Origin of the sequence: Finegoldia magna ATCC 29328 (genome assembly GCF_000010185.1) — a bacterium.
In the GTDB taxonomy this organism is placed as follows: Bacteria; Bacillota; Clostridia; order Tissierellales; family Peptoniphilaceae; genus Finegoldia; species Finegoldia magna_H.
Genome location: NC_010376.1, coordinates 404803 through 426675, shown reverse-complemented (window position 1 = coordinate 426675; position 21873 = coordinate 404803). Strand labels below are relative to the sequence as shown.

General features: G+C 33.2%; 26 protein-coding genes and 1 other annotated feature. All 26 genes read right to left on the bottom strand.

Annotation, left to right across the window (positions count from 1 at the left end; genetic code table 11):
- Positions 1–36 precede the first annotated feature (36 nt).
- The 26 genes from ychF to rsxE all read right to left on the bottom strand — a co-directional run bounded on the left by ychF (position 37) and on the right by rsxE (position 21870).
- Positions 37–1134, bottom strand: a complete 1098-nt coding sequence (gene ychF, locus FMG_RS01990; RefSeq protein ID WP_002840521.1) for a redox-regulated ATPase YchF — start codon at positions 1132–1134, stop codon at positions 37–39.
- A 95-nt stretch (positions 1135–1229) separates the two neighbouring features.
- A complete protein-coding gene (locus FMG_RS01985) occupies positions 1230–3572 on the bottom strand; it encodes a cell wall-binding repeat-containing protein (protein WP_012290364.1) in 2343 nt (780 codons plus the stop codon).
- Between the two features lie 183 nt (positions 3573–3755).
- On the bottom strand, positions 3756–4124 hold the full coding sequence (locus FMG_RS01980) for a RidA family protein (RefSeq protein ID WP_002838830.1): 369 nt from the start codon (positions 4122–4124) through the stop codon (positions 3756–3758).
- Positions 4125–4133: 9 nt separating this feature from the next.
- Positions 4134–4436, bottom strand: a complete 303-nt coding sequence (gene rsfS / locus FMG_RS01975) for a ribosome silencing factor (RefSeq protein ID WP_002835520.1) — start codon at positions 4434–4436, stop codon at positions 4134–4136.
- Positions 4437–5012, bottom strand: coding sequence for a bis(5'-nucleosyl)-tetraphosphatase (symmetrical) YqeK (gene yqeK, locus FMG_RS01970; protein ID WP_012290363.1), 576 nt, complete (start codon positions 5010–5012; stop codon positions 4437–4439).
- Positions 5002–5601 carry a nicotinate-nucleotide adenylyltransferase gene (gene nadD / locus FMG_RS01965; protein WP_012290362.1) on the bottom strand — a complete coding sequence of 200 codons (600 nt, stop codon included), beginning with the start codon at positions 5599–5601 and terminating at the stop codon, positions 5002–5004. Before nadD ends, yqeK begins: the two co-directional genes overlap by 11 nt.
- Positions 5594–5884 (bottom strand): YhbY family RNA-binding protein, encoded by a 291-nt coding sequence (locus FMG_RS01960; RefSeq protein WP_002835523.1) that lies wholly within the window; start codon positions 5882–5884, stop codon positions 5594–5596. The genes nadD and FMG_RS01960 overlap by 8 nt, the downstream gene beginning before the upstream one ends.
- Positions 5885–5892: 8 nt before the next feature.
- Positions 5893–7158, bottom strand: a complete 1266-nt coding sequence (gene obgE / locus FMG_RS01955) for a GTPase ObgE (protein WP_002840549.1) — start codon at positions 7156–7158, stop codon at positions 5893–5895.
- 126 nt (positions 7159–7284) lie between these two features.
- Positions 7285–7569, bottom strand: a complete 285-nt coding sequence (rpmA, locus tag FMG_RS01950; RefSeq protein ID WP_035109683.1) for a 50S ribosomal protein L27 — start codon at positions 7567–7569, stop codon at positions 7285–7287.
- Positions 7570–7571: 2 nt separating this feature from the next.
- Positions 7572–7913 carry a ribosomal-processing cysteine protease Prp gene (locus FMG_RS01945; protein WP_041250582.1) on the bottom strand — a complete coding sequence of 114 codons (342 nt, stop codon included), beginning with the start codon at positions 7911–7913 and terminating at the stop codon, positions 7572–7574.
- Positions 7913–8221, bottom strand: coding sequence for a 50S ribosomal protein L21 (gene rplU, locus FMG_RS01940; protein ID WP_002838776.1), 309 nt, complete (start codon positions 8219–8221; stop codon positions 7913–7915). Before rplU ends, FMG_RS01945 begins: the two co-directional genes overlap by 1 nt.
- A gap of 12 nt (positions 8222–8233) precedes the next feature.
- Positions 8234–8306 (bottom strand) — a sequence feature (ribosomal protein L21 leader region).
- Positions 8307–8326: 20 nt separating this feature from the next.
- Positions 8327–9331, bottom strand: a complete 1005-nt coding sequence (locus FMG_RS01935) for a ribonuclease E/G (protein WP_012290360.1) — start codon at positions 9329–9331, stop codon at positions 8327–8329.
- Positions 9328–9924 (bottom strand): hypothetical protein, encoded by a 597-nt coding sequence (locus FMG_RS01930; RefSeq protein ID WP_041250645.1) that lies wholly within the window; start codon positions 9922–9924, stop codon positions 9328–9330. Before FMG_RS01930 ends, FMG_RS01935 begins: the two co-directional genes overlap by 4 nt.
- Positions 9905–13231, bottom strand: a complete 3327-nt coding sequence (locus tag FMG_RS01925) for a penicillin-binding transpeptidase domain-containing protein (RefSeq protein ID WP_012290358.1) — start codon at positions 13229–13231, stop codon at positions 9905–9907. The genes FMG_RS01930 and FMG_RS01925 overlap by 20 nt, the downstream gene beginning before the upstream one ends.
- 8 nt (positions 13232–13239) lie before the next feature.
- Entirely contained in the window at positions 13240–13731 is a 492-nt protein-coding gene (gene mreD / locus FMG_RS01920) for a rod shape-determining protein MreD (protein ID WP_002840546.1), read from the bottom strand.
- Positions 13732–14586 (bottom strand): rod shape-determining protein MreC, encoded by an 855-nt coding sequence (gene mreC / locus FMG_RS01915; RefSeq protein ID WP_012290357.1) that lies wholly within the window; start codon positions 14584–14586, stop codon positions 13732–13734.
- Positions 14587–15582: a rod shape-determining protein gene (locus FMG_RS01910; RefSeq protein ID WP_012290356.1), complete on the bottom strand. Its 996-nt coding sequence runs from the start codon at positions 15580–15582 to the stop codon at positions 14587–14589. It lies immediately after the preceding gene.
- Entirely contained in the window at positions 15583–16254 is a 672-nt protein-coding gene (gene radC, locus FMG_RS01905) for a RadC family protein (protein WP_012290355.1), read from the bottom strand.
- 2 nt (positions 16255–16256) lie between these two features.
- Positions 16257–16769, bottom strand: coding sequence for a Gx transporter family protein (locus FMG_RS01900; RefSeq protein WP_002838819.1), 513 nt, complete (start codon positions 16767–16769; stop codon positions 16257–16259).
- On the bottom strand, positions 16769–17146 hold the full coding sequence (locus FMG_RS01895; RefSeq protein ID WP_002841378.1) for a NusG domain II-containing protein: 378 nt from the start codon (positions 17144–17146) through the stop codon (positions 16769–16771). The genes FMG_RS01900 and FMG_RS01895 overlap by 1 nt, the downstream gene beginning before the upstream one ends.
- 159 nt (positions 17147–17305) lie before the next feature.
- Positions 17306–17947: a pyroglutamyl-peptidase I gene (gene pcp / locus FMG_RS01890; protein ID WP_012290353.1), complete on the bottom strand. Its 642-nt coding sequence runs from the start codon at positions 17945–17947 to the stop codon at positions 17306–17308.
- Between the two features lie 11 nt (positions 17948–17958).
- Complete coding sequence (locus FMG_RS01885) at positions 17959–18945, bottom strand: DUF979 domain-containing protein (protein ID WP_012290352.1); 987 nt, start codon at positions 18943–18945, stop codon at positions 17959–17961.
- On the bottom strand, positions 18938–19612 hold the full coding sequence (locus FMG_RS01880) for a DUF969 domain-containing protein (protein WP_041250581.1): 675 nt from the start codon (positions 19610–19612) through the stop codon (positions 18938–18940). Before FMG_RS01880 ends, FMG_RS01885 begins: the two co-directional genes overlap by 8 nt.
- A 185-nt stretch (positions 19613–19797) precedes the next feature.
- Positions 19798–20649 carry an RnfABCDGE type electron transport complex subunit B gene (locus FMG_RS01875; RefSeq protein WP_002838775.1) on the bottom strand — a complete coding sequence of 284 codons (852 nt, stop codon included), beginning with the start codon at positions 20647–20649 and terminating at the stop codon, positions 19798–19800.
- Between the two features lie 10 nt (positions 20650–20659).
- The gene (locus tag FMG_RS01870) at positions 20660–21241 is read right to left on the bottom strand and encodes an electron transport complex protein RnfA (RefSeq protein WP_002840564.1); all 582 of its coding nucleotides are present in this window, start codon (positions 21239–21241) and stop codon (positions 20660–20662) included.
- Positions 21241–21870, bottom strand: a complete 630-nt coding sequence (gene rsxE / locus FMG_RS01865) for an electron transport complex subunit RsxE (RefSeq protein ID WP_012290350.1) — start codon at positions 21868–21870, stop codon at positions 21241–21243. Before rsxE ends, FMG_RS01870 begins: the two co-directional genes overlap by 1 nt.
- Between the last annotated feature and the right edge of the window lie 3 nt (positions 21871–21873).

Below are 21873 nucleotides of genomic sequence, written 5' to 3'. Positions count from 1 at the left end.
AACCAATAATTGATTTTTTACTACATTAAATCTTTTCTATACGTTAAATCTAAAATGAACTACATCTCCGTCTTGCATCAAATATTCTTTGCCTTCCAATCTCATAAGGCCTTTTTCTCTGACTGCAGCCATAGATTTTAATTCGATTAAATCATCGTAGTTTACAATTTCTGCTCTGATGAATCCTCTTTGAATATCTGTGTGGATTTTACCAGCTGCTTGTACTGCAGGAGTGTTTTTCTTGATTGTCCATGCACGAGTTTCGTCTTCTCCTGTTGTCAAGAAACTCATAAGTCCCAATAAATCATAGCTTTGTGTAATCAAATCGTCGATTCCTGATTTTTCAAGACCAATTGCTTCCAAGAATTCTTTCTTGTCTTCTTCGCTATCCAATGCAGAAATTTCCGATTCAATTTGTGCAGAGATTACAACTACTTTTGCATCTTCTGATTTTGCGAACTCTTTTACTTTTTGAACCATTTCGTTGTTTTCGTAAGCATCCGCTACTTCATCTTCACTTACATTGCAGACATAAATTATTGGCTTTACGCTCAAAAGATTGAAACTTCTCATAAGTTTCATTTCATCTTCGTCCAAATCCAAAATTCTGATTGATTTTCCTTCAGATAAAACTTCGTAAATTTTTTCAAGAAGATCCACTTCTTCCTTCAAATCCTTATTACCTTTCAAAGCTTTTCTGGATTTTTCTAATCTTCTTTCAACCATTTCCAAGTCAGATAAAATAAGCTCATAGTTGATAGTTTCGATATCTCTAATAGGATCCACAGAACCATCAACGTGAACTATGTTTTCGTCTTCAAAACATCTTAGAACTTCAACAATAGCATCGGATTCTCTAATATTTTCCAAAAATTTATTTCCCAAACCTTCACCCTTGCTTGCGCCTTTTACAAGGCCTGCAATGTCGTAAAATTCAATAGTAGCTGGAATAATTTTTTTTGAATTAAAAAGTTCTGCTAATTTATACACTCTTTCATCAGGAACATTTACAAGTCCGATGTTAGGATCTATTGTACAGAATGGATAATTTGCCATTTCTGCACCTGCTTTTGTTATCGCATTAAAAAGTGTAGACTTTCCTACATTTGGAAGCCCCACAATACCTAATTTCATATCATTCACTCCTTTTAACTAACTCAAATTTTACCATATACCATATTTTTTGTAAATTATACACATTCAAAAAGAGCTCTTTTCAGAGCTCTAATTTAAAAATTATTTAGTTTGGCATCTTTGATAATCTTTGGATAGTTTTTATAGGAATAGTTCATGTCTACTCCGCCTTCTCCAGTATCTGGAACGCCTTTTATTTTTGATTTATTTGTGAATTGCCACATTCCATAATCAGGTGTGTAGCAGTTAGGATTTGTAACGTGCCAATGTGCAATCCAAATATCGTAATCTTTCAATCTTTCTCTTTCAAATTGATTGTTAATCCAAGATCCTGAACTGTACAATCCAGTGTAGAATCCATTCTTTTCGAGAATACTCATGAAGGCAATTGCCATATCCGTTTTTGTTTCCTTAGGAATTTTTCGTTGTGAAGGATCTTCAAAATCCAAATATACTGGGTATTCAAATTGTTTCTTGCCCAATATCTTCATATATCTTACAGCTTCTTCCTTAGCTTCTTCAACATTTACTGCGTATGAGTACCAATATGCCCCAACATTCAATCCAGCAGCTTTTGCATTGTTGTAATTTTGTTGGAATTTTGGATCTTCTCCACTGTAACCAGAACCTGCTTTTAATATTACGAAATCCATTCCGTTTTTCTTAGCTAATCTCATATCTACATAGCGGTTGAATTTTGAAAGGTCTGCTCCTTGTTGGAATACTAATCTATATTTGTTAGGGTTGAACATTCCAAAATCAGATACTTTTGCATATCCTTTGAACCCATTTATATCCAATTGCATCCATCCATTATCTAAAATATTTATAACTTGCATAACAGTTGAAGTGTTGATATTTCTTACAGATTTTGCAGAACTATCTGCAGCATCGTAAAGAGTTGTAGAACGCTTTGCAACTACGAAATCGTGTAATCCTATGGCCTTATCTTCTTCAATTATATCTGATACTTCATCTTTGACAACTGGTGGTTTTGGTTTTGGTTTTGCTTGTGGCTTTACTTGTGGTTTTGGTTGTGGTTTTGGTTTTGCAATTTGTTTTTTCAAAACATTTTGAACAGTACCATACACGTTGTTATCAATTGTTCTATAACCACCAACAATAAATACATCCTTGATTGAATTCTTGAAATTATTCAAAAATGCAATTACACTTGTGTCTAATTTACCTTTTGCACTCAATAAAATCGGTGCATTTAGCTTTTGAGCTAACGGACTTATAGCCAATGCATCTGCAAAATCTTCGCCACTTGCTATGAACACCTTGCTCTTGTTCATAGAATTAGCAACTTTTACAGATCCTTCGTATCTGTTTCTTCCACTAATTCTTCCGACATTTTTCCCAGTTACTGATTGAATATATCTAACTGTAGAAGATGAGATGGATTTGCCACCACCAACAACTGTCACATTTCCAATTTTGGATTTATTTCTTAGCAAATAATCTCTAGTTTCTCTTGACAAAGTTTTTCCAGAACTCAACAAAATCTTAGCATTATTTGAGTAAGCATAAGATGATGCGTAAAGTGGGTCGCTGAAGTTTTCACCACTTGCAATAACGATGTTCTTTTTATTGCTCATAGCTGCAACCTTTGCGCTTGTTTCATATCTGTCTTTACCAGCAATTCTAGTAACTTTATTTGCATATTTTTTCAATATATTTTCAATTCCATCACTAATGGATTGTTTTCCACCAAGAAGATATACTTCTATTGGGTTAAGTCTTTGAATTTCATTTCTTGTAGCTGTTGGAAGAGAATCTTTTTCTGTATACAAAATAGAATATCTTCCATCAGACAAAGTTGTAGCACTCAATGCATCTGCGTATTTTTGTGAGTTCACAACGATAACTTTCTTTGCATTAGTGAATTGTTCTCTTGAAATTTGTGCAGCAGATTCATATCTGTTTTTACCTGCAATTCTAGTAGGAACGATTTGTCCTGAAGAATTTAAAGCCTTGACTTCTTCATCTTGCGCTTCTTTTCCATCAGCTTCTTCAGAAACTTGTTGTTCTGAATTTTCCTTTGATACAGATTCATCAGCTTTGATTGGCGAAACTTCTAAGCCTCCTTCTGCATCTTTTTCAGCTTCTACTTCATTATCTTTTTCAGAAGATGAATTTTCCTTTTCTTCCTTATTTTCTATTTCATAATTTGAATCTTTTGTATCTGTGAGATTCAAATTACTATCATTTTCTTTTTTTTGATTTTGTAAGTCGTTAATGTTAGCGTATCCCAATTTAGCTTTCTTAGTCAACTTACTTTGATTATGTGTGCTAATAGATGTATATCTAGAACTAAGTTCGTTTTCTACATCTTTTTTATCGTTTTCTGTTTGAGCCATTGATCCTGTAGAGATCATTAATGACACAGACAATGCTACAAACGATACTTTAGCAATATCTTTTAAGTTCTTCATAGATACAACCTCCTAATATACATACATAATAACATAAAAAGTTACAAAATGGTATCAATTTTGAATATTGTTGACATTCAGAACAAATCAAGAAAATTTTTCAAATAATTTTAAAAGATTTTTTCAAAATTAAAATTTTACAAAAAAAAATCCCCTGAGTAATTTTACTCAGAGGAAGATTTCTTAATCTAATTCAGCAATTGCTTCTATTTCGATTATAGCTCCTTTTGGAAGAGCTGCAACTTGAACTGCACTTCTTGCTGGTTTGTGATCTCCAAAAAATTCTGCATAAACTTCGTTCATATCAGAAAATTGTGATAAATCTTGCATGAACACGCCAACTCTTGCGATGTTTTCTACTTTGCCGCCTTCAGATTCGATAATATGTAAAATATTATCTAGTGATGCTTTTGTAGCTTTTCTTATATCAGTTTGTAATTCTCCATCAACTATTGGAAGTTGTCCTGATACATAAATTGTTTTGTTAGCAGATGTTGCTTGTGAATATGGTCCAATTGCAGCAGGTGCTTTGTCTGAATGTAAAAATTTCATACTGTCCTCCTAATTCCACAATCTTTCTATATCGTAGAAAGAACGTGCTTCTTCTGTAAATACATGTACTATAATATCATTAAGATCTAGCAAAATCCAGTTACCTTCGCTGTAACCTTCTTTTCCTAAAATCTCAAAACCATTTTCATCGCACACTTTTTCCACTTCATCAATAATAGATTGAGCGTGGTTTGGTGCATTGGCAGTTGCAATAACAAAATAATCCGCAACAGCTGAATCTAATTTCAAAGTTACAATGTCTTTTCCGATTTTATCGTCTATCGCTTTTTGAACTAACTCTAATTCAGTCATCTATACTCCCTTCAATAAATAATTTCTGACATTCACACTAGTGACAGATATTTCTCTTTCACCTTCTATAAGATATTTTATCGTATCATCTAGTGATTTGACAATTGCTTTATTCAAATTTATTTTGGATAATTTTCTGATTTCATCAACGCCATCATAATCTCTCTTATCTTCAGTCTTATCGGCCAAGTAAATTATTTTTTCGAAATCAGTCATGTTAATTCTTCCAGTTGTGTGAAATTCTATCGCATCCAAAATCTCTTGATCATTCACACCATATTCTTTGTTAGCTACAATTCTACCCAAATAACAATGCAACAACTTTGGATTTTCCATATCAGGATCGTTTTGTCGTAAATTTCTAAGCTCTTCAAATTCCTTCTTGTACTTATCCAAATACATGTTTTCGTTGTTTTTTGCACAGTCGTGAAGAAGTGCCGCTAATTCTATTTTTATAACGTCTTGATTGTGAAGTTTTGCTAATTCAATAGCTTTGTCTCTTACTCTCAAAACGTGTTCATATCTAGTTTTTTTGAGCATTTTGCTCAAATTGTTTTCTATTTCTTTAACTTTCATATAACTTGTTTCTCACAATATATTCAAAAACTTGATTTGGTACGAAATATCTAAAATCTTGATTTGATTGCACTTTTTCTCTGATTTTTGTAGAAGAAATATCTATAAAGCTCGAAGGAATTTTCTCCACAAAATATCCTTTCGATTTTAAATCATCGATTTTTACATCTAGTTTTGACATTTCTTCTTGTCTTCTAATACAAGCCAAAATCTTAGTATTTTTCAAAAAATCTTCTGCATTTTCCCAAGTTTCCACACTCATCAGCGAATCCTCGCCCATTATAAAATAAAAATCATGATCGTAATTTTCTCTCAAATATTTCATAGTTTCCCATGAATATGTTACATCATTTTTGTTAATTTCATAATCACATACTTTAAACTTGTCGTTGTCCTGTGTGGCAATTTTCACCATTTCAAATCTTTTTTTCTTGTCTGTGACATTTTTATCTTGTTTAAAATTCGGATTACCGGTAGGAATAAACCAAACTTCGTCCAAATTTTTGTAGTTAATAGCTTCCATGGCTAATATTAAATGTCCTATATGAATGGGATCAAAAGTCCCACCCATTATTCCGACTTTAATCATCTAAATCTATTACCTTGTTTTCAGATTCTCTGTAAATTGTTAGAATATTTCCCATATATCTAACAAATTCACAGTCAAGTTTTGTCAATATTTCATCTATTAACATATCCCTATCATCCAAATTATTGTTAAGGATTTTTATCTTCATAACTTCTCTTTTGTTCAAAGTATCATCGATTTGTTTCAAAGTATTTTCTGAAATTCCACCTTTACCGATGTTTACAAGTGGTTTGTAACCATGAGAAATCTTTTTTAATTTTGCTCTTTGTTTTGGTGTTATCATTTTATCTCCTATTCGTAAAAATCAAATTCTACATCACCGATAACTACGTTGTCTCCATCTTGAATTCCAAGATCTTTTAATTGTTGGATAACTCCCTTGTCTTCAAGAACTTTTTGCAAGTGATTAACAGATTCATACACTTCAAAGTTTGTTCTGTAAATTAAGTTTTCAATCAACGGACCTTCTACGATGTAGTTTTCGTTTTCTCTTCTAACTTTGAAATCAGGCTCTTTTTCTTCTTCAAAGTAAACGTATTGTTCATCCAATGTAGAATAATCATCTTCTATACTGTCCAAAGTATCTGCAATCAAATACATAAGCTTGTCTACATTTTCAGTTGTAGCAGCACTTATCTCTACGATTTCATCAACTTTGTCAGAATATTTTTCCCTAAATTCTTTTATATTATCTTCTGCTCCTAGGTCTGTTTTATTCAAAACCACAAGCATTTTTTTATCATTCAATTTGATATTGTATGAAGACAATTCACTATTGATAAGTTCAAAATCTTCGATTGGATTTCTACCTTCACTTCCTGAAATATCCAACACGTGAACTAAAATTTTAGTTCTTTCAATGTGTTTCAAGAAATCATGACCAAGTCCCAGCCCTTCACTTGCTCCTTCAATTAACCCAGGAATATCTGCAAGTACGAAACTTTTTTCTCCAACTTTGCACACTCCAAGATTTGGCTCAAGTGTTGTAAAATGATAATTTGCAATTTTAGGTCTTGCGTTTGACATTATAGACAACAGTGTAGATTTCCCAACGTTAGGAAGACCAATTAATCCAACATCAGCTAGAAGTTTCAATTCTAACTTAATTGTTTTTTCTTCGCCTTTTTCTCCAGGCTCTGCAAATCTTGGTGCTTGTCTTATAGATGATTTGAAATGAACATTTCCCTTTCCGCCTTTGCCACCTTTGCAAATTACAAACTCTTCCTTATCGTGTTTTACATCGTAGATAACCGTATCTGTATCGTAATCTTTAACCAAAGTCCCAACTGGAACTTTAAGAATTAAATCTTCACCTTTTTTACCAAATTGTTTTTTATTTCTGCCGTCGCCGCCACTTTCAGCTTTGTAAATGGATCGATAACTGTAATCCATCAAAGTTTTAATGTCTTTGTCTCCGACAATTATAATACTACCGCCATCTCCGCCGTCGCCACCTGCAGGACCACCTGATGGTTCGTATTTTTCTCTTCTAAATGCAACAGAACCGTCTCCACCTTTTCCAGCTTTAAGTTCTATCTTTGCTACATCTATAAACATTTTTCACCTCTTTATTAATGCCCACTATACTTGTAAGTTTACATTATTTTCCACTAAAAAAGCAACACCTTACGATTATAAAAAGGAAATCCGATTTATAATCATAACAAAGGTGTTGCTAAAAAATTAAGCTTCTTTTGGATATACAGAAACTTGTTTTCTGTTTTTACCAATTCTTTCGAACTTAACTACTCCGTCAATTTTAGTGAAAAGTGTATCGTCTCCACCCTTTCCAACATTGTTGCCTGGATGTATTTTTGTTCCTCTTTGTCTAACTAATATGTTACCAGCTAGAACGTATTGGCCGTCACCTTTTTTAGTTCCTAATCTTTTGGATTCGGAATCACGACCGTTCTTAGTAGAACTTACTCCCTTTTTACTAGAGAATAATTGTAAATCTAATTTTATCATCATTACACCTCCCGATAGTTAATTTTCAAGTGTTTTATATTTTCGTTTCGTATTGATTCAAGCGCGAATAACAGTGATTTCATCAAAATATCCACCTGAATCATTTCAGTCTCATTTAGTAAGTCATAATTTATTTCAAATGAAGCATCTCCGCTTTCAAAATGAAATTTCAACTTATCACAGCCAAGCTTAAGTATTTCAGTAAATGTGTTCACAGTATTAATCAGATAAACACTGATAGCACTGCACACAACATCATTTCCATAGGATCCATGATCAGCGTGACCTGTTGATTTGACTTTTACAAATTTTCCGTCTTTTCTAAAAATATCGACAGTTACCATTAAGCATCAATTTTTTCGATTTTAACTAATGTATATGGTTGTCTGTGACCTTTTTTCTTTCTGTAGTTTTTCTTAGCTTTGAATTTGAAAATAACAATTTTCTTGTCTTTCTTTTGATCCAAAACTTCAGCTGAAACCTTAGCTCCTTCTACTACAGGGCTTCCAACTTTAACATCGTCTCCAGCTACCATTAATACTTGATCAAATTCGATTTTATCGCCTGCTTCAGCTTCGATTTTTTCAACTTTAATGATATCTCCTTCAGAAACTTTGTATTGTTTTCCACCAGTTTTAATAATTGCGAACATTTAGTGCACCTCCTCATTTTTAAGACTCGCCAAATCAAGGTACTTTTAAAGTTTGAAAACCCGATTCGAGCGGTTACACACCAAATAATTGTACAGTAATTTGATTTATTTGTCAAGTTTTACTGTGAATTCTAATAGATTCAAATTGCTAAATCCATGAAAATTTATATTCGGTTCACAAAATTCATATTTAATAAAATCTGATAACTTTTTGTTGTCACCTTCTCTGACACAATCAACGATAACCATTCCCACCATTTTCTTCAAATACATCATTTGATGGATTTTCTTCAAAGCTTTTGTGTTAAGTTCGTGGAAATAATTTTCACCAACAATCATTTGGGAAGAATTCACATCCACAACCCACATTGCTTCAGTTTTCTGGATGACAATTTCTGCGTTATTGTCCAGTTTTATTATTTCTGAATTTTTATCTATTATATCACGACTTATCAAATTATCATAGTTATAATTGTAATTTTCATCAAATTTTACATTCAAAATTTCTTTGTACTGTCTGTAAACAATTTTGTCATTAGTAATCAGATAATCTACATTTTCTTCTTGAATTATTTTGTCCACAGGATTTTTCTTGTACAAAAGTTTAGGAATTGGTAGAAATTTCTTCTCTGTTTCAATGTAATGTAAATTATTTAAAATAAAATTCATTTCTTTTTCTTGTTGTGCTTTTTCTTGTTTGAAGAAATTTTCTCCCACAATTCCTGTGAATGTGTATTTTTGTTTGAAATCATCGATATCTTTGTATTTTTGTTTTCCTTCAAATGTTAATTTGTCGCCATTTGTGTATTTCAAATTTTCAGTTTCAATCGTAATTTTCGTTGTGAATTTGGGGTATTTATCGCCAATTGATTCTTTTGTCATTTGAACCAGTATTTCATCTGAAGGTTTCAAATCTTGTGTAAATGATGTATTATTGAGAAATCCAGTTTTCTTTTTATCGTATTCTATAAAAAATGCGTCGAGTTTCTTGTCGTATTTTGTGATTTTAGCGACATAAATGTTACCCAGCTCACTGTCGTAATCTCCCAATAATTTCAGCTCATCATCGTAGTAACCCCAAGTGTTTTTGTCAATAAATAGGTATTTCATCTTTTGAATATCCTGTCGAAAAATCCGATTTTGGCTTCTTTGTCTTGTTTGTAATTTTGGATAATTTCAGTTAGTTTTTCATCTACATCTTCTGAATATGAATTGATTTTCTTTTCGTATTCCTTTGTGAATTCTAATTTCCCAATGTATTTGTAATCCGATTTTCTTTTGGATGAGGAATCTGAAATTTGAAATAATTTTTTTGCGTGAGATTTTTCTTCATTTCCCCACATTATTTCTTCATCAAATTCTATTCCAATGTTTTCTGTGAATATTACAATGTCAAACTCACATAAATTGTCTAGCAAATTTTTGTAATCTTCCTTTGTCGCAGAATATTTTTCAGGTTTTATGGTTGAAGGTATGATATATTTATCTTCTTTGATTTTTATCATGGATTTCTTATAATCAACAACCTGACTCAACACATCCAATGTGTCATAAACACAGTAATCCTCCACTCCCAATGCATATTCGATTTGCCTTGAATTTTCTGAATTTACTATTAAAATTTTTCCGTCTAATAAATTACAAAGGCTTTGTATTAACAAAGCCTTTTTTTGTAATTGTGAATTAACGAGTACTGTTTTCATACATATCATTCTCACTCTCAGTATTTTCTTGTTTTTTGTCTTTATCGTGCTTTAACTTCAACGCCTCTGCCATGATATCTCTTGTCATTGGCCCGTTGTTCGTGCTCGTTCCACCTTGCATAATGACTGTTACCACTGCAACTTTTGGATTTTCAACCGGAGCGAATCCAATCATCCATGCATGGTTGTCATAAGTTTCTCCAGTAACTGGATTAACGCCTACTTGTGCAGTTCCTGTCTTCACTCCTGCAGAAACCGGAAAGTTTCTGAATGTGTTCTTTTCATATCCTTCAGTCGTAGCCAAGTGAAGTCCTTTTCTGATATATTCCAAATTTTCGTAATTTTTCAATTTGATTCTTTCGCTTTTCTTTGCGTTTTTAAATAGCGATGTGGAATTATCATTTGATTTTATTTCATTTACAAGTGATAATTTATTCAAATATCCATTATTTGCAAATGCAGAAATATATCTTGCCATTTGAAGTGGCGTGTATGCGTTTTGTCCTTGACCAATTACAACGTTTAACATATCGCCGATATTCCATTTTGATTGGTTCAAATAATCGAATTTTATTTTATCAGAGAACGAATTTCTCTCTCCATCCAATTTCTTTTCTGGATCAAATCCCAAACTATCCAATGTTTTTATAATATTTGTTCTTGTTTGAAGATTCTTGTCGTCTGCAAGCAAAACTATTTTATCGATTTTTGATTTCATTTCCTTTGGAGTAAATACTTCTCCTTCTTTGACGTATTTTTCTGCATTTTTTTCCAAAAATCTTCTGAATATAGCTTTGAAGTTATTTTCTTTTATTTGTGGATCTGGAACAGTTCCCGAATTTTCAGCTGGAATATTTATATCAATTCCTGTTTTGCTTCCAAGCCCAAGTTTTCTCGCAGTAGATACCAATTCATCAATACTTAATTGATATCCCAAATCTTTGGAACGTCTTTGATCTTTCCCAAGTGCTAGAGAATAGAAATAATAGTTACAACTATCTCTTAGTGCTTTCATTACATTATCACTGCCGTGAGTTCCTTTGTGCTCATTCCATATCCAACAACCGAATATAGAACCGCCGACATCGACGTATCCTCCACATTTTATTTCGTGATAAGGATCAAACCCTCCTTCTAATGCAGCAAGTGAGGTGTTAAGTTTAAAAATAGATCCTGGTTGCATCGCTGCTTGCATTGGAATATTGTACAATGGTCTCGGAGATATTGGATCTTTTGGGTCTTCTGCTTGTAAACTTTCCCAATCCGTTTGAGAAATTCCCGTTGAAAATAAATTTGGATTGTACGATGGGAATGATGCCATTGCAAGTATTTCTCCAGTCTCAACATCTACTGCAACTGCCGCACCACTTTTTGCGTTTTTGTATCCAGCTAAAGTTTTGTCGCCCCATTCAGATACATAAGTTCCACCAGTGCTTACAGCTTTTATAGATTTCTTCAAAGATTCTTCAGCAACTCTTTGGACATTAGTGTCAATACTCAAATACACATTGTCTCCCGGAATTGCTTTTTTCTCAGACAAGGTTTCGGTTCTATTTCCTTTACTGTCGACCATAACCCTTAATGATCCGTCTTGTCCTTTCAATGCATCTTCTTTGCTTTCTTCTATTCCAGTTTTTCCAATCAAAGAATCCTTGCTGTAGCCTTTTTGTTTGACATACTCCTCGATTTCTTTTTCAGTAGAAATTTTTCCGATATATCCCAATACGTGACTCAATTCTTCGCCATTAGGATAATATCTCACAGGTCTAGTCGCCACTTCTATTCCTTGGTTTTTACCAAATTTTTCTTCTATACTACTAACAGATTCCTCTGTTAAATTGTAACTTAGAGCAATTGGCTCGTATCCTTTTTGTCCTTTGTTTTTCAATTGATTGTATATGCTTACAATATTGTATGCGTCATACTTTGAAAATTTCTCGCATTTATTTTTCTTCAAAATTTCTTCATACAAAAGCTTAACATCAGAATTCATTTCCTTGTCATAACTCTTATAGAAATCTTCCATGTTTTTTTGGTAGATATATTTCCAATCATTGACACTAATCGAAGGATTGATGTTGTTTTCAGTGTTTACCGATTGAGCGATAAGTTTGATATCATCATCTGTGATGAATTTATACGCCAAATTATTTGAGTTTAATAAGTCTGCGACGTGTTTGTAAGGATCTGTTGATTTCTTGCTTTCAGTGACAAACTTAGCCTTAACTTGTGGATTTTTTTTGTCTTTTTCATCCAAACTATACTCAACGTTTGTTTGTATTCCGTTTTTCTTGAGTAAGTTCAGCGCTTTTTCCAACACGATAGTTTTCTTATCATCTTCTACATCAACTTTTTTCAAAAGCTCAACCATCGTATTGTCTTTTACAATATTTACAAAATCGTCAGCAGCTTCTGTTTTAAAATCAATTTTGTTGGACAACTTCATCATTTCAACTTTTTTCTCCAAAAGTTTTTGGTTGTCTTTCAGTTCCATATCTTTCAGAACGATATTATCTTGAAGATTTTCCTTTTCCAATTCATTGTAAACCATCGATCTAATAACGCTGTCATTCAAAAGTTTTCTGATAATGGATTTGTCTTTTTGTATTATCGTAGAAATCGCAGATTTTACATCTGAAGTTTCCTTTAAGCCGTGTTTTTTTAGTAACTTCACAGTCTCTTTGTCATTGGTATCAAACTTTGTATTATCTTTACGATTTAATTTCAACGTCAAACCTTTTGAGCGCAGTGCATTCAAGCAATAATCTAGAACAGTTTTCTTGTAAATTCCTTGATTAGTTTCTTGAGTGTAGCTCTTGTCGATTAGATTTGCCATTATGTTTTTATCCATGACAATTGATGCCACTTTGTCCAATGGCGATTTATCTTCTTTCAAATAATCGTCCGTATTTCTGTAAGTAAAAGCGTTCAGTGCAATCGGAAAATCTTCGGTGTTCATCGAACCATCCTTTTCCAAAATCCTCGACAAATTCAACAACGCATCATTACTATCGTCAATTTTCATTTGTTTTATTTGATCTTTGTACAAATTAGCAACATACACGTTTTTAGTCGTCGCTAACAATTCTCCATTTCTGTCGTAAATATTTCCCCTCGGAGCAGGAATTTTGATTTCACGAAGTCTGTTATTTTTGGCAATATCCCTGTAATAACTTCCTTTGACCAATGTCAAATGCATCAATTTCAAACAAAGTACAGCCATCATTATTGCCAATATCACAATAATTATAGTAAATCTATCGTATTTTTCGAGTTTTTTCAAAAATTTATTGTCAAATTTCTTCATTTTGTACCTCAAATAAACTTAAACTTTGGAAATTTAAATATCTTTTTGAACAATCTGAACAAAACATAATACAATAGAACATTTAAAATCATTTCGATTAAAATTGGTCCTTTTAAATAAGCTTTATTGAATCCATTTCCTGTAATGTAGAGTACGAAATAATGAACAAGAGTGTAATACAAAGTCACAAAAAATGTTAGTATCATACCACTTCTTGGATCTTCTTTGTTAATTCCAGCTTCGCTATTTCCAATCAAAAATCCTGATGTAAAATAAATCAACGCTCTTACCCCAATAACTGGACTGAATATCGCATCTTCAATTAGTCCGATTATCATACCGTTTAACGAGCCTGTATACGCACCAAATCCAATGGACAACAACACAACTATAGGTATGGAAATATTTGTGTACACGTTGAATACTGAAATTCTGGAAAGAAGTGTCGCTTGGATTATGATGTCCAACAAAACTATCAAAAATATTTTTAATTTGTTCATCTAATTCACTCCTTGTCCATCAACTATAAGAACGCGGTACATATTGTTGAAGTTGATTTGGGATTTGCATTTGACAATTTTGGTGAAATTATCCTTTGTTTTGATAACTTCTGTTACTTCTCCGATTTTGATATCTCTAGGATATACCCCTCCAAGTCCCGATGTTGTCAAAACATCTCCAACTTTTACATCGGCATTAGAATCGTACATGTAACCTTTGAGAATATCTTTTTCTTTTTCGTTCAAAATCCCAACATCTTCGCTTTTTGCAAGCCTAAATCCAACGTTGTTTCCGCTGTTCATAATAGTATCCACTTTGCTATGGTTAAGTCCAACTTCCGTTACAACTCCAACCAAACCTTTCTCGATTCCATCATTTGAAGAAACAGCCTCAATCACGATGTCACCTTTTTTGATTTTATCCATCGAACCTTTATCTATACTAAATCTAGTAAAAATATTTCCGGGATCTTTTCCTGTTATGAAAGCTTTTGTTTTTATAGTTCTATCCTTACTCAAAAGTTCGTATTCTTCTTGCAAATATCTCTTATCGCTTATAACTTTGTTCAAATTATCTACGTTTTTTCGTAGTTTTGCGTTTTCAACAGTTAATCTTTTATTATCTTCACGCATTTTTTTAGTTCCAAAAACATAATGAACTGATTCTTTGAATTTGGACCCAATCACATAAAAAACTTTGTTAACAGGAGTAATCACTGTTCCTATCGCATTTTCTCCGATAGACATGTAGCTTTTGTTGTGGTTTGATATCGTAATCGTCAATACGAGAAACAAAGTCACTACGAAGAAAAAAACTTGTTTTCTAAGCTTTTTATTATATCCAAACTTAGCCAATTATTTGTCTCCCTTCTTTAAGAATTTGCCAATACCAATTCCCGTGCAATCCATCGGACTATCCACTTTCAACACTTTAATTCCCAAAACATTTGTAATATATTCGTGAATGTAGTCGACAAGGCTCACTCCACCTACAATGTAGATTCCTTCTGCAATAATGTCGTTTGCAATATCTGGCGGAGTTTTCTCCAACACTTTTCTCAATGCTTCAATGCACATGTCTGCTATCGGCACAATTGCAGGCGTAATATCCTTCGCTCTAATCTCAACAGATTTTGGCATCGTGGATATCACATCAGTTCCCCCGACAATCATAGTGTTGTTTTCCCTGTCAGAATTCAATGTCGCAATCTTAAACTTAATAGCTTCTGCCGTTGAAATTCCAATATTCACTCCAAATTTTTTCTTCAAAATTTGTTTTATTTCTTGGTCAATATCTTCCCCACCGCTTTTTATGCAGTAACTTGTAACAATTCCACCCAAACTAATCACAGAAGCTTCTATTGTACCGGCGCCAATATTTAAAATAATATGTCCCGTTGGTTCATCAACATCAACTCCCAATCCTTTAAGAGAAGCGATATTTTCTTCAACTAATTTCACACTTCTCGCTCCAGCATTTAACGCCAAATCTTCCACACTTCTTCTCTCAACATCTGTCAAAGATGCAGACACCGATACGCAGACTTCCGGTTGGAAAACCGAAAAATTTGGTCTCGCTTTTTTAATAAAATACGAAAGCATGCTAACAGTCGATTCAAAATCAGCTATAACGCCGTTTTCAATCGGACTTATCGCCACGATATTGTCTGGAGTTTTGCCAATCATACTTTTCGCTTCAGTTCCCACAGCGACAATATCATAATTATTTATATCTATAGCAACAACGCTAGGTTCGTTGATTATTATTTTCCCATTTTCATCGGAAATAATGGAATTAGAAGTTCCCAAATCAATTCCCAAACCCTCTTGTTGAAATTTAAATAATTTCATTTAAAAATACATTCCTTTCCTCATACTCAAACTATCGTTTGAACTAACGATAATATGATCTAACACTTGTATTCCTACCAAATCTCCTACCTTATCCAATCTTTTTGTAACTTCAATATCCGCATTTGATGGAATAAGTGAGCCTGACGGATGATTGTGTACTAAAATAATCGAATTCGCTCCCTTTTTAATAGCAGATTTAAAAACTTCTCTAGGATGAACGATAGATTGATTTATAGTACCCTTGCTAATAAGTTCTTTGGAAATAATTCTGTTTTTCGTATCGAGAAGTAGTGCATAGAAGTTTTCCACATCGCAACTTCCAATCTCATTACAAAAAATCTCTGCAACGCTATCTGGATCATTCAGACTGAAACTATCCATCGCTTTTCTCAAAGAAAGTCTTCTTCCTATTTCAATTCCAGCTAAGATTGATGTAGCCTTTGCCATCCCAATTCCCTTTATCTTCATTAATTCCTCAACGCATAAATCCTTGTAATCATTTTCGTTAATGTAATCAATGACTCTCTTCGAGAGAATTTCTACTCCTTCTTCTTTGATTCCAGTCTTCAAGATGATTTGCATCAATTCTTCATCGCTCATTGAAGAAATACCATTGATTTTCATTTTTTCTCTGGGTCTTAGGGACTCATTCATTTCCTTAACTCTCATTGTTATCTCCTATTATTAAACAAATAATTTTTTTGCTTAGAAAGTGCATTTGTTAGGTAATTTGAAGTAAGTCCAACAAATACACCTGTAAATATACTCAAAAACACCAAAATTGGCAAATAAACCAAAATTCTAAGATTGTTCAGCATAACTGCACACACCAAAACTTGCGATAAGTTGTGGATAAAAGCTCCAAACAAGCTAACACCAATCAACGAAAAATATTTTCTCAAATATTTGTTGACCAAATACATCACAACAAGTGAACTTACAGCTCCTGCCAATGAATAGAAAAAGCTTATAACCGCCCCTGTGATTAGCATTAGTAAAAATGATTTTAAGATTCCTATTACAAGAGAATCTCTAAATCCAAAAACAATTAAACATGTCAATATTACAATGTTGCTGAGCCCAAGTTTTGCTCCAGGCATTACGATTGGAAGTGGAATCATTGACTCAATCAAACTTACTACCAATGCAACTGCCGTTAAAATAGGAATATGTAATCTTTTCATCAATAATTCACCACATCAATATCATCTTTGTTTTGCTTGTTAGCCTTAATTTCTACAACTAATTTGTTCGGCAAACAAACAATAACATCCCCTGGTTTATCTATCTTTCCTTTTAGCATGCACAACTTGTCCGGACAATCGGATTCAGTAATTGAAACGCTGTATCCATGAATATGAACAATATTGTGACCGTATTTATTATCAATTTTATAATCATAATGATCGATTGGAAGTGTAATTTGTTTGATTTCTTTTCCATTCACTTGAATTGAAACGTATTTGTCTTGTGAGTTTACGTTATTATAATTTAAAATCACAAACAATACAGCTGAAAAACACAACAAAAATCCAATCAAAATTTTATCGTATTTAGTCATAAATTTCTCCTTTAAACTACCTTATAGTTTATCATTTTATCGTGTATCTTTTCAAGATTAAACAAAAACGAAAATTCATTTGCAAATAAAAAAGAACCTCGAAACTTTAAATGTTTCGAAGTTCTTCAATTAAACTATTAATGATTTTCCAAAAAATTTTTAATGAGTTTTTCCACCTGTAACTTTGATATCTTCATCATTGTCTATTACAGCTTCAATTGCTTTTTCCAATGCTTTTGCAATTGTATCCAAATTCATTGAAGCAGTGTGTGGTTTATTCAAAACTTGTTCTGGTAAGAATGGAATGTGAATAAATCCAGTTCTCATATTAGGATATTCAGTAGCTCTTACATGAGCCATTCCGTATGCAACATGGTTACATATGAATGTTCCTGCAGTGTTTGACACAGATGCTGGAATGTTTGCTGATTTTATGTTTTCAACCATTGCTTTGATTGGTAGAGTCAACAAGTACGCATCAGGACCATCTTCGGCAATTTTTTCGTCGATTGGTTGGTTTCCTTCGTTATCCTTAATTCTACAATCGTCAACATTGATTGCAACTCTTTCTACAGTGATGTCTTCACGTCCACCAGCTTGTCCCACTGATATTACAACATCTGGTTTAACTTCTTTTATCTTTTCTTTTAATTTATCTACACTTTTTCCAATAACTGTAGGAATTTCTATTTTGATTATTTCATTTCCTTTAATTGAATCTGGCAATAGCTTAACTGATTCAATAGCAGGGTTGATTTTTTCACCACCAAATGGATCAAAACCTGAAACTAAAATTTTCATAAATTTACCTCCTAAAATGCTAATATCATTAATAATACAACATGAACAACTATTAGAGCTAAAGCAACTGGAAGTTGCGCTTTAATAACTCCGTTTTTATCTTTCATCTCTAAGATTGCAGCTGGAACTATGTTAAAGTTTGCTGCCATTGGTGTCATCAAAGTACCACAATATCCAGCAGTCATACCAAGTGATGCTACAATAGCAGGATTTGCACCTTTTGCCATCAATAAAGGAACACCAATTCCTAGAGTAATAACAGTAAATGCAGCAAATGCATTACCCATTATCATCGTAAATATAACCATTCCAACAATATATGCAACAGCAGCTGCAAATACTCCCGCATCTCCTACTATACCAGAAGCCAAGCTACCTATTAGCTTGCCTACTCCTGCAGATGCAAATATAACCCCCAAACCACCTAATAATTGTGGTAGTAATGATGAAGATCCAACTTGCATCAACATTTTAGTAGTGTCTTCAGCAGTTTCTTTTGCTTTTGGTTTTGCAATAATAATCGCAATAATCAAAGCCAATAATGATGAAATAGTAAGAACTTGTGCAGCTGACAATGAGAATACTGCATCAGAATTTTTCAATGGAATCTTAAATGATTTCAATTGCGATAGAAGCATCGCACTAATTCCCATTACTAAAGCCGGAATAAAAATCTTGCCTCCAACTTTTTCAGCATTTTTCTCTCTTTCTTCTTCTGTTAGTTCCTTAAATTCTCCCGGTTTGATTTGGTTTGCAATTGATAAAACTCCCAATAATAAAAGTATAACACCTACGATTATTCCACCAGATTCTACATGTCTAACCAAGAATCCTCCACCGGCAAATAATATTCCCAATAATATCCAGAAAATCATTGTACCAATCTTTGCTTCTTTGTTGAGTCTTGCACGGATACCTGTCATTATGCAGATAATTCCACATAAGATGTATGCTATCTCATCAAGAGCTATTTTATTATCTACAAAAAAATCAAGCATTTTTCATATCCTTTCTAAGTTTCATTTCAAAAACAGCACATTGTATAAGTGCAATAATCAACATACTAACACCTGCAAATATAGACCATTTAGCTATTTCTGCCGTGTCCAATGGGAATCCTGCATCTTTTAAAGTAGTTTGCATTAAAAGTACACCAGATGCCAATGGAAATATATTTTGTCCGTAGAAGTTACCATAGTTTTCTACAGCAGCAGCAAGACCTTTTAATTCATCAAGTCTAACTTCTGTCAAATCAACTTTCTTTCTTGCAGCACCTTCTGCCATTGGTAAAATCAATGGACGTATAAATTGAACGTGTCCACCAAGTCTTAAAGAAAAAGCAGCTGCTATCCATCTAATGAATAAATAAATCCATAAAACAGACGCTGCACTAGCCATTTTAAATTTCGATATAAAATCTCTAGCCTTTTCCTTTAGTCCGTATCGTTCCATAATCGCGATAACAGGGAATGAAATCAAGAACAAACTCATCAGTCTATTGTTGACAAATCCCTCTCCCATAATTTTCAAAGTGCCTGCTAATCCGAGACCTCCTGCAAGACCTGTAACAAGACCTGCCAAGAGAACTATTCCCAAAACATCTAGTTTTAGTGCGAATCCAACGACAATAATTAATATTCCTATGAAAACTAAATATTCTCCCATACTTTGCTCCTTAATTTTATTAGCCAAATAGATTTTAGCTTCTTAAGATTATACCCGATACTTTTTTATTTTAAACTTTTAATTAAATTTTATTTTCAATTTCATTGTTGCGTTATTTTTATTCGTTAAATTTATAATAATTAATCTCAAAAAAACAGACCGTAAAATTTACGGTCTGTAAAATATTAAGCTTCTTTAACAGCAGCTTCTTGAGCTTTTGCTTTAGCTTGTTCTTCTTTTATTTTTAGTCCTGGATAAATAGCTTTTGTAGGACATTTGTCTACTGCTTTTTGAACTTGTTCTGGATCTAATCCTTCAGCATTGTTGAAGTGAGCTAAGTTATCTTCAACGCTGAATCCATCTGGACACATCTTAGCGCAAATTCCACAAGCAATACATCCAACTTTACAGTATTGTCTTACATCTTTACCTTTATCGTGACTGTTACATCTTACATAAACGTCTTGATCATAGTCAACAAGTTTAATAATATTTCTTGGACAAATTTCAATACATTTTTTACAAGATGTACATTTTTCTTTGTCTACTAATGCAATGCCATTTACAATGTGAATCGCATCGAAGTCACACACATCTACACAAGTTCCGCAACCCAAACATCCGTCTGGACAAGTTTTGCTTCCACCTTGAAGATTGTGGTTAACTCTACAATCCATAATACCTTTGTATTTGAATTTTTCAGTAGCGTATTCTGGAGTTCCTTGGCACATTACACATGCAACTTGCTTTGCAGAATCCACTGCGTCAGCTCCCATGAATGCTGCTAGTTTTTCGGCAGTTTCTTTTCCACCAACTGGACAAGAATTACAAGGTGCTCCTTTGTTTACGATGGCATCTGCAAGTCCATCGCAACCTGGAAATCCACAGGCACCACAGTTTGCGCCAGGTAACATTTCTCTTACTTTAAGTACTCTTCTATCAACTTGAACTTCGAATTTTTTAGATGCAAAACCCAAAAGCAATGCAAATAAAATTCCTAGTGCTCCCAAGATTATAAATGGAGTTAAAATTGTCATTTATTACCTCCTATACCAATCCGCCGAATCCGAAGAATGTCATCGCCATTAATCCAATAGTAATAAATGCGATTGGTACACCTTTAAAACTTTCAGGAATATTTTTGTTCATTGCGATTCTTTCTCTGATTGCAGCTAATAAAGTTATCGCTAAAATGAAACCTAGTGAAGCACCGATAGCACTTGCTAATGTTTCAATTAAGTTGTATTTTTCTTTTACGTTTGCTAATGCAACACCCAATACTATACAGTTTGTAGTTATAAGAGGCAAGAACACACCAAGTGCGGAGTACAAGTTTGGACTCATTTTCTTTAATGCCATTTCTACGAATTGTACCAATGTCGCAATAACCAATATGAACACTATCGTTTGTAAGTATTCAATGTGAAATCTTTCTAGTATTTGAATTTGTAGAACGTAAGTAACGACAGATGCTATTGTGATAACGAAGAATACTGCCATACCCATACCAATAGCTGTTTCTGTTTTTGAAGATACACCTATCAATGGGCAAAGTCCTAAGAATTGACCAAATACGTAGTTGTTTACTAATAAGTAAAGAACTATTATTTTAAAAACATTTGCTAACATTAGTCTTCACCTCTCATATTGTTCTTCTTTCTTTCTTGTCTTGATAAGAAAGAATTGTAAGTAGCTAACAATATTCCAAGTACTATGAATGCTCCTGGAGCTGCTGACATAATACCAATTGGAGGAATATCTCCTATTACAAGTTTTCCTAAGATTTTTCCTGAGCCTAATAACTCTCTGATGAATGCAACCAATACGATTACAATACCATATCCCAATGCATTTGAGATACCATCTAACAATGATAAGAATACACCATTTTTAGATGCAAAAGATTCGGCTCTCGCTAAGATTATACAGTTTACAACGATTAGAGGAACGAATGCTCCTAACGAACTGTATAATGCTGGAACAAATGCTTGAAGCATCATTGAAACTAATGTTACGAATGTTGCGATTACAACGATATATGCCGGAATTCTTACTTTATCCGGAATAAAATTTCTAAGTAATGATATTACTATGTTTGAACAAATCAAAACAAACGCGAACGCCGCAGTCATACCAATTGCATTTTCTACAGATGTTGATACACCCAGTACAGAACACAAACCTACCAATTGGATTAAAACTGGGTTGTTCTTAAGAATGCTGCTTTTGAAAACTTTAGCCGCTTTACCTTTTTCCATAAT

Coding starts and splice junctions, on each gene's coding strand:
- FMG_RS01945 (WP_041250582.1), bottom strand. CDS start 7,913: ATGGTAACTGTCGATATTTTTAGAAAAGACGGAAAATTTGTAAAAGTC.
- FMG_RS01985 (WP_012290364.1), bottom strand. CDS start 3,572: ATGAAGAACTTAAAAGATATTGCTAAAGTATCGTTTGTAGCATTGTCT.
- FMG_RS01900 (WP_002838819.1), bottom strand. CDS start 16,769: ATGAAAAGATTACATATTCCTATTTTAACGGCAGTTGCATTGGTAGTA.
- FMG_RS01935 (WP_012290360.1), bottom strand. CDS start 9,331: ATGAAATACCTATTTATTGACAAAAACACTTGGGGTTACTACGATGAT.
- rsfS (WP_002835520.1), bottom strand. CDS start 4,436: ATGACTGAATTAGAGTTAGTTCAAAAAGCGATAGACGATAAAATCGGA.
- pcp (WP_012290353.1), bottom strand. CDS start 17,947: ATGAAAATTTTAGTTTCAGGTTTTGATCCATTTGGTGGTGAAAAAATC.
- FMG_RS01980 (WP_002838830.1), bottom strand. CDS start 4,124: ATGAAATTTTTACATTCAGACAAAGCACCTGCTGCAATTGGACCATAT.
- mreD (WP_002840546.1), bottom strand. CDS start 13,731: ATGAACAAATTAAAAATATTTTTGATAGTTTTGTTGGACATCATAATC.
- ychF (WP_002840521.1), bottom strand. CDS start 1,134: ATGAAATTAGGTATTGTGGGGCTTCCAAATGTAGGAAAGTCTACACTT.
- FMG_RS01895 (WP_002841378.1), bottom strand. CDS start 17,146: ATGACTAAATACGATAAAATTTTGATTGGATTTTTGTTGTGTTTTTCA.
- FMG_RS01960 (WP_002835523.1), bottom strand. CDS start 5,884: ATGATAACACCAAAACAAAGAGCAAAATTAAAAAAGATTTCTCATGGT.
- FMG_RS01925 (WP_012290358.1), bottom strand. CDS start 13,231: ATGAAGAAATTTGACAATAAATTTTTGAAAAAACTCGAAAAATACGAT.
- FMG_RS01875 (WP_002838775.1), bottom strand. CDS start 20,649: ATGACAATTTTAACTCCATTTATAATCTTGGGAGCACTAGGAATTTTA.
- rplU (WP_002838776.1), bottom strand. CDS start 8,221: ATGTTCGCAATTATTAAAACTGGTGGAAAACAATACAAAGTTTCTGAA.
- FMG_RS01870 (WP_002840564.1), bottom strand. CDS start 21,241: ATGTTAGCAAATGTTTTTAAAATAATAGTTCTTTACTTATTAGTAAAC.
- rsxE (WP_012290350.1), bottom strand. CDS start 21,870: ATGGAAAAAGGTAAAGCGGCTAAAGTTTTCAAAAGCAGCATTCTTAAG.
- FMG_RS01910 (WP_012290356.1), bottom strand. CDS start 15,582: ATGAAATTATTTAAATTTCAACAAGAGGGTTTGGGAATTGATTTGGGA.
- yqeK (WP_012290363.1), bottom strand. CDS start 5,012: ATGAAAGTTAAAGAAATAGAAAACAATTTGAGCAAAATGCTCAAAAAA.
- FMG_RS01930 (WP_041250645.1), bottom strand. CDS start 9,924: ATGAAAACAGTACTCGTTAATTCACAATTACAAAAAAAGGCTTTGTTA.
- obgE (WP_002840549.1), bottom strand. CDS start 7,158: ATGTTTATAGATGTAGCAAAGATAGAACTTAAAGCTGGAAAAGGTGGA.
- nadD (WP_012290362.1), bottom strand. CDS start 5,601: ATGATTAAAGTCGGAATAATGGGTGGGACTTTTGATCCCATTCATATA.
- rpmA (WP_035109683.1), bottom strand. CDS start 7,569: ATGATAAAATTAGATTTACAATTATTCTCTAGTAAAAAGGGAGTAAGT.
- FMG_RS01880 (WP_041250581.1), bottom strand. CDS start 19,612: ATGGGAGAATATTTAGTTTTCATAGGAATATTAATTATTGTCGTTGGA.
- FMG_RS01885 (WP_012290352.1), bottom strand. CDS start 18,945: ATGCTTGATTTTTTTGTAGATAATAAAATAGCTCTTGATGAGATAGCA.
- radC (WP_012290355.1), bottom strand. CDS start 16,254: ATGAGAGTTAAGGAAATGAATGAGTCCCTAAGACCCAGAGAAAAAATG.